Annotated in this window: 7 protein-coding genes and 1 pseudogene; 2 read left to right on the top strand and 6 right to left on the bottom strand. The window is 69.3% G+C overall.

From position 1 onward, the window contains the following. The 4 genes and pseudogenes from WAW85_RS07405 to cobC all read right to left on the bottom strand — a co-directional run. A pseudogene (locus tag WAW85_RS07405) lies at positions 1-200 on the bottom strand (histidine phosphatase family protein); the annotation flags it as partial. A 49-nt stretch (positions 201-249) separates the two neighbouring features. Further along, a complete protein-coding gene (locus tag WAW85_RS07400; protein WP_422558984.1) occupies positions 250-1,008 on the bottom strand; it encodes a zinc ribbon domain-containing protein in 759 nt (252 codons plus the stop codon). A 6-nt stretch (positions 1,009-1,014) separates the two neighbouring features. Beyond that, positions 1,015-2,145, bottom strand: a complete 1,131-nt coding sequence (locus WAW85_RS07395; protein WP_422558983.1) for a Nif3-like dinuclear metal center hexameric protein — start codon at positions 2,143-2,145, stop codon at positions 1,015-1,017. Beyond that, a complete protein-coding gene (gene cobC, locus WAW85_RS07390) occupies positions 2,145-3,218 on the bottom strand; it encodes an Rv2231c family pyridoxal phosphate-dependent protein CobC (protein WP_422558982.1) in 1,074 nt (357 codons plus the stop codon). The genes WAW85_RS07395 and cobC overlap by 1 nt, the downstream gene beginning before the upstream one ends. A gap of 133 nt (positions 3,219-3,351) precedes the next feature. Here cobC and WAW85_RS07385 point away from each other — a divergent pair, with 133 nt between their 5' ends. Together WAW85_RS07385 and WAW85_RS07380 are read left to right on the top strand one after the other, a co-directional pair. Next, on the top strand, positions 3,352-3,837 hold the full coding sequence (locus WAW85_RS07385; RefSeq protein ID WP_422558981.1) for a low molecular weight protein-tyrosine-phosphatase: 486 nt from the start codon (positions 3,352-3,354) through the stop codon (positions 3,835-3,837). Between the two features lie 22 nt (positions 3,838-3,859). After that, positions 3,860-4,792, top strand: coding sequence for an SURF1 family protein (locus WAW85_RS07380; RefSeq protein WP_422558980.1), 933 nt, complete (start codon positions 3,860-3,862; stop codon positions 4,790-4,792). A 19-nt stretch (positions 4,793-4,811) separates the two neighbouring features. Here the strand turns inward: WAW85_RS07380 and WAW85_RS07375 are convergent, their stop codons facing one another. Both WAW85_RS07375 and cbiB read right to left on the bottom strand, forming a co-directional pair. After that, on the bottom strand, positions 4,812-5,030 hold the full coding sequence (locus WAW85_RS07375; protein WP_422558979.1) for a hypothetical protein: 219 nt from the start codon (positions 5,028-5,030) through the stop codon (positions 4,812-4,814). Positions 5,031-5,136: 106 nt separating this feature from the next. Then, on the bottom strand, positions 5,137-5,922 hold a 786-nt coding region (cbiB, locus tag WAW85_RS07370), incomplete at its 5' end, for an adenosylcobinamide-phosphate synthase CbiB (RefSeq protein ID WP_422558978.1).

The raw sequence follows: 5,922 nt of genomic DNA, 5'->3' as shown, positions 1-5,922 counted from the left end.
GCGGCCGTCTGCCGGGCCCGGCCCAGCGGCGAGCAGACGACGACGTCAATGCCACCTTGCTCACCCAGTCGCGCTGCGGCGGCGGCCGCCTGCGCGCGCCCGAGCGCGGTCAATTCGGGGTCGCCGTGCCCGGAGTACCGCCGATCCACCGAGAGCACCGTCTGACCGTGCCGGAGTAGGGTAAGCCGGGTCGGCGCCGACAGGTGCCCCTGCCAGCTCTGCGTGGCACCGGTCATCCGGCCACGACGATCACTGGGCGACGCCGCCGGTCGGGAGTCCGGACTGCTCGGTGCGGACCATGATCGCGGTGCACTCCTCGCAGCGCACCACATCGTCGTCGGCGGCCGTGGCGATCGCATTCAGCGTCCGGGGATCCAGCTCGATCCGGCAGGCTCCGCAGCGGCGTTGCCGGACCAGGCCGGCAGCGACCTGCCCCTGCTCCCGCAACCGGTCGTAGACCGCCAGCAAAGCATCGTCGACCTCGATAGCAATCGCCGCCCGACGATTCCCGAACTCGGTGATCTCGTTCTCGGTCGCCGCGAGAGCATGGTCACGGACCACGACCGCCGCACCGCGTCGTTCCAGCAACGCGGTCACCGTAGCTTGGGCCCGCTGCAATTCCATCGCCAGCGCCTCCTGGCGTTCCATGATCTCCAGAACGTCCGATTCCAGCAGCTCCCGCCGCTGGTCCAGGCCGGCCAGCTCATGCTGCATCTCGGCCATCGCCTTGTGGTTCAGTGCGCCCGATTCCAGCTTCTCGCGATCACGCGCGGCATGTTCGGTCATACCGGTCAGTTCTGCGTCGGCCTTCTCGTACGCCTCGTCGAGTTCGGCCACGGCGGCCTCGGCCTTCGTCACGTCAGCCTCGGCGATGGTCAGCTCGGCGTCCACCTCGCCGAGCGCGGCGTCTTCGGGCAGCCGGCCCAGTCGATGGCGGGCCCGAGCGAGCTCGACGTCCAGATCGGCCATATCGAGCAGTCGGCGCTGTTGCGCGGGCGCAGCTTTCATCTCAGGTCAAGCCTCTCGGGTGTCATCAGGTACGACGTTGAAGGGATCGGTGGTCGGCTGATACGCCGTTGCGCGGCAACCGATGTCGACGAGCAGCTCCACGGCATTGACGCACCACGGCCATTCGGTGGCCCAGTGGCCCGCGTCCACCAGCGCCAGGCTTCCGGCTCGCCGCGCCTCATCGACGACGTGGTGCCGCAGGTCACCGGTCAGGTATACGTCGGCGCCCGCCACGGTGGCCGCCTCGATCAACGAGTCTCCGGCACCGCCGCACACTGCGACTGTCGAGACTATCGCGTCCGGATCGCCGGCCGCGCGGATCCCCCACGGGGCCGCGGGCAGCACCGCAGCGGCATGCGCGACGAACTCGCGGAGCGAGACCGCGACCGCCAACCTGCCGACCCGGCCCAGTCCGATGTCGCTGTCCAGCGCGACCTGCGCGAAGACATCGAAGGCAGGTTCCTCGTAGGGGTGCGCATCGCGGAGCGCCTGCCGGATCTGCGTCCGGCGACCGCGCGGTGCCACCACCTCCACCCGGTCTTCGTCGATCCGGGTCAGCTCGCCCACTGCGCCGACGGCCGGATTGGCGCCGGTGACCGGACGGAACTGGCCGGTGCCCACAACGCTCCACAGGCAGTCGCGGTAGTCCCCGAGTGCGCCGGCGCCAGCGGCGAACATCGCCTCGCTGACCTGTTCGGCGCTGCCTTCGGGCACCATCACGACCCATTTGTCCAGGGCGCGGTCGGGTTCGGGCAGCAGCGGGACGGTCTCGTACACGCCGAGCACCTCGGCCAGCGCATCAGAGACGCCGCCGCGGACCTTGTCCGCATTGGTGTGCGCGGAGTACAGCGCGCACCCGCCGCGGATCAGCCGGTGGATCAGTCGCCCTTTCGGGGTGGAGGCCGCCACCGTCTCCACCCCGCGCATCAGCAGCGGATGATGGGCGACGATCAGCGTCACGCCGGTGCGCAGGGCTTCATCGACAACAGCGTCGGTCACATCCACGCACACCAGCGCGGCAGTCACCGCCTCGTCCGGGTCACCACAGACCAGGCCGACAGCGTCCCACGCTTCAGCGAGCGCCGGGGGGTACGCAGCATCGAGTGCGGCCACCACCTGCCCGAGCGTCAGGGTCATCACAATCCTCCCGGTACGGTCAGCAGTCTGTCGGCGGCGATCTGGGCCATCGCCGCGACGAGCGCCGACGAGTCCTCCGCCGAGCGTACGGCGATCCGGAGATGGTCCGGGCCGAGCCCGGTGAAGTTCGCGCAACTGCGCACCCCGAAGCCCCGCTCCCGCAGGGCCGCCTTCATGCCGAGACCGTCGTCCACCCGAATCAGCACATAAGGTGCCGCCGGCTCCACGCAAAGCTCGATGCCTGCCGCAGTGAGCAAGGCAAGCAGGTGGTCCCGATCAGCGGCAATCCGTCCGGCAAGCCGGTCGGCGTAGCGGTCACCGCGCGGTCCCACGCATTCCGCCAATCCAGTGAGCGCGAGGGTGCCGAGCGGCCAATGCCGTCGTCCGGCGACCAGCCGCGCGATCACCTCCGGCGCGGCCAAGAGATATCCGACCCGCAGACCGGCCAAACCGAAAGTCTTGGTCACCGAACGGATCACGACCACCCCGGCCGGTAACGCATCGGCCAGGGACTGCGGTTCACGCTCGCCGGTCCCCGCATCGCGCGTCAGATCGGCGAAGGCCTCGTCGACCACCACCAGCCGCCCCGGCCTACACAACGCCACAATCTGCTCGCGCGTATGCAGCACCGAGGTCGGGTTGGTCGGATTGCCCAGGATCACCAGATCGGCATCGTCGGGCACCTGGGCGGTGTCCAACCGCCACGGCCACTCCCCGACCACCCGGCTGATCCGTGCGCCGGTCGCCCGCAATACTCGCTCCGGTTCGGTGAACGACGGCTCGATCAGCGCGATGTGCGCCGGAGCGAGCCGGGCGAGCAGCTCGAAGCCTTCGGCCGCGCCGTCGAGCAGCAGCACCTCGGCCGGGCGCCGCCGGTGTCGGTCCGCGATGAGCGACACCGCGCGTTCGGTATCGGCCGGTGTCGGATAGGCCGCAAGATCCCCGAGTCGGGCCGCGAGGGCCGCCCGCACGAACTCCGGCGGGCCGGGCTGCACGTTGACAGCGAAATCCGTGACGCCGTTCTCGGCATCGGCATCTCCGTGCCGCCCGGGCTCGAAGAAGTCGGATGCCATGGTCTGCAGACCCTACTCTGGAGACGGTGACCCCGGATTCGCCATGCCGTCGCTAGGGAACTGATCGATGGCCGAGTTTGCCGGACGTACTAGAATCGGGGCCAATGGTCCCGCAACTGCGCGAGGTGTATGGGTGTCTGACCCACAGAAACTGCACATCTGCTTCGTCTGCACCGGCAATATCTGCCGGTCGCCGATGGCCGAGTCGATCGCGGCGGCGGCTATCGTCGACGCCGGGCTGGCCGACCAAGTGGTCGTGAGCAGCGCCGGTACCGGCGGCTGGCACATCGGTGAGCCTGCCGATAATCGGGCCCGCACCGAACTGCTGGCCCACCGATACTCCGACGCGCACGTCGCCGCCCAACTCGACACCGGCCACCTGTCCGCCGATCTGCTTGTCGCCTTGGACTCCGGTCACGTGCGCGAGCTGTCGCGCAAACGGCTGGGCGACCGGGTCCGGCTGCTGCGTAGTTTCGACCCGACCGCCGACGGCGACGATGTTCCCGACCCCTATTACGGCGGCCCGGAGGACTTCGCGCTGGTGCGCGAACAAGTCGAGGCCGCCCTGCCCGGGTTGCTGGCGTGGATCCACGCCACCCTGGCCGAGCGGGAAGGGTAACGGCACTCGCTATCCTTGAGGTATGCGACTGCTGCGAACATTTCTGCGACCGGGCTGGCTACTGTCGGCCGTGCTGGTTGCCGTTTTCGCTGCGGCCTGTTTCTTGATCCTGGCGCCCTGGCAGCTCGGCAAGAACACCGAGACCGAGCATCGCAACGACCTGCTCCGTTCGGCGTCGCAAACCGCCGCAGTCCCGCTCGACCAGCTCGTGCCCGCGGGGAGCGCGCTGGCCACCGACGACGAGTGGCGTGAGGTCACGCTCACTGGTCGCTACCTGAGCGATCAGCAGGTCCAACAGCGTTTACGGTCGGTCGGTGGGCGCCCGGCCGCCGAGATCATCACGCCCTTTGCGGTCGCCGGCACCGATCGGGTGATCCTGGTCGACCGCGGTTGGATCCGCCCCGGCGCGGACGGCGCGGTGACGGTACCGGGCGCCCCGGGCGAGGAAGTGACCATCCACGCACGGCTGCGCCGTTCCGAGAGCACCGGTCCTGGTAAGGAGCCACGCGTCGAAGGCGGACTGCTCACCGCGTACACCATCGACGCCGCGGCCATCGGTACGGCCGCGAACGCTGGCTACGCCCCGTTCTACGTGCAGCTGACCAACGACCAGCCCGGCGGCCTGGGCACCATCGATCTACCGCAACTCGAGTCGGGCCCGTACCTCTCGTATGGCCTGCAATGGTTGGCGTTCGGCATCATGGCGCCGCTAGGAGTCGGCTATTTCGTGTGGGCGGAGGTCAAACATCGGCGGGCGCTCACCAAAACCGACGACCAGGACGGCGCCGACGTGGCACGCCCGAGCGAGCGCCAGCGAATCTTCGACGAACTCCGTGACGTGAGCGCCCCCGATTCGGCGGGGCCGCGCACCGGCCCGGAGATCGGCGCGGGCACGGTGACCGAGTCCGACGACGCGTCCGTGCAGGCCAAGCTGGCCCAGCGCTACGGACGCTGACCACCGGCGGCGTCCACGATCACGAACCGTTCGTCAGCAAGACCTCGACGACGGTGCCGAGCACGCTGCCGAACATGTCAATCGCGAGCGATCCGTTGCTCGTCGAGCCGCTCGACAAACCGCTACTCAATGAGCTGACACCCAGCATTTCCGCCTGCGCCGGAGCGGTCGCCACACCCATACCGACTACGCTCACGCAGGCCACTGCCGCCACGATCATTCCCGGCCGCTTCTTCATATCTCGCCTCTCGACTGACCGATCAGTATTGGGCCGACCAGGCTACCTACTGCTGACCCTGGGCAGAGGCTACGGCTCCGGGTCGGTGTCGGCCAACGCCTCCGCGTCAATGACGGCGAGATCGTGACCCGGCCAGCGCGACGGCGAGCACTGCGCTGGCGATCTGCACTCGACGAGACAAGCGGACCGCGGCGCGCAGGTCCGCAGCCAGCGGCGCGGGACCGGCACCGAGGACGGGACGTTCTTCGGTGCCGTGCGGATAGACGGTCGTCCCACCGAGGGAGATGCCCAGCGCGCCGGCGAATGCCGCTTCCACGACACCCGCATTGGGGCTCGGGTGCCGGTGGGCGTCGCGCCGGACAGCGCGCGCAGCCTGCCTCGGATGTCCGCTGAGGATCCCGGCGAGCAGCGCGGTGACCCGAGCGGGCAGCAGGTTCGCGACGTCGTCGGTCCGGGCGGCTGCCCACCCAAACCTTGCGTAGCGGGGCGAGCGGTATCCGATCATCGCGTCAAGAGTGTTCACCGCGCGGTAGCCGAGCAGCCCAGGTACGCCCAGTACCGCGCCCCACAGCAACGGGGCGACGGTGGCATCGGACGTGTTCTCGGCGATGGATTCGACGGCGGCACGACAGATTCCGATTTCGTCGAGCACGCTCGGGTCACGTCCAACCAGGCTGGGCAGCATCGCGCGAGCACCCTCGAGATCGCCGCGATCGAGCACATCGGCGATCCTGTCACCGACTCGACCCAGGGTGGTCCCGCCGACCGCGGAGAAGGTGGCGACAGCCACGCCAGTCGCACCCGTCCGGCTGGCGAGCGCGCCCACGATTGCCGCGGCACCGACCCAGCATGCGGCGAACCCCACTCCGGCCGCGCGAGCGTCTCGGTAGAC

It is taken from the genome of Gordonia sp. (in: high G+C Gram-positive bacteria) (assembly GCF_049299075.1).
Lineage (GTDB): Bacteria > Actinomycetota > Actinomycetes > Mycobacteriales > Mycobacteriaceae > Gordonia.
This window is presented reverse-complemented; position numbering and strand designations above follow the sequence as displayed.

Coding starts and splice junctions, on each gene's coding strand:
- WAW85_RS07400 (WP_422558984.1), bottom strand. CDS start 1,008: ATGAAAGCTGCGCCCGCGCAACAGCGCCGACTGCTCGATATGGCCGAT.
- WAW85_RS07395 (WP_422558983.1), bottom strand. CDS start 2,145: ATGACCCTGACGCTCGGGCAGGTGGTGGCCGCACTCGATGCTGCGTAC.
- cobC (WP_422558982.1), bottom strand. CDS start 3,218: ATGGCATCCGACTTCTTCGAGCCCGGGCGGCACGGAGATGCCGATGCC.
- WAW85_RS07380 (WP_422558980.1), top strand. CDS start 3,860: ATGCGACTGCTGCGAACATTTCTGCGACCGGGCTGGCTACTGTCGGCC.
- WAW85_RS07375 (WP_422558979.1), bottom strand. CDS start 5,030: ATGAAGAAGCGGCCGGGAATGATCGTGGCGGCAGTGGCCTGCGTGAGC.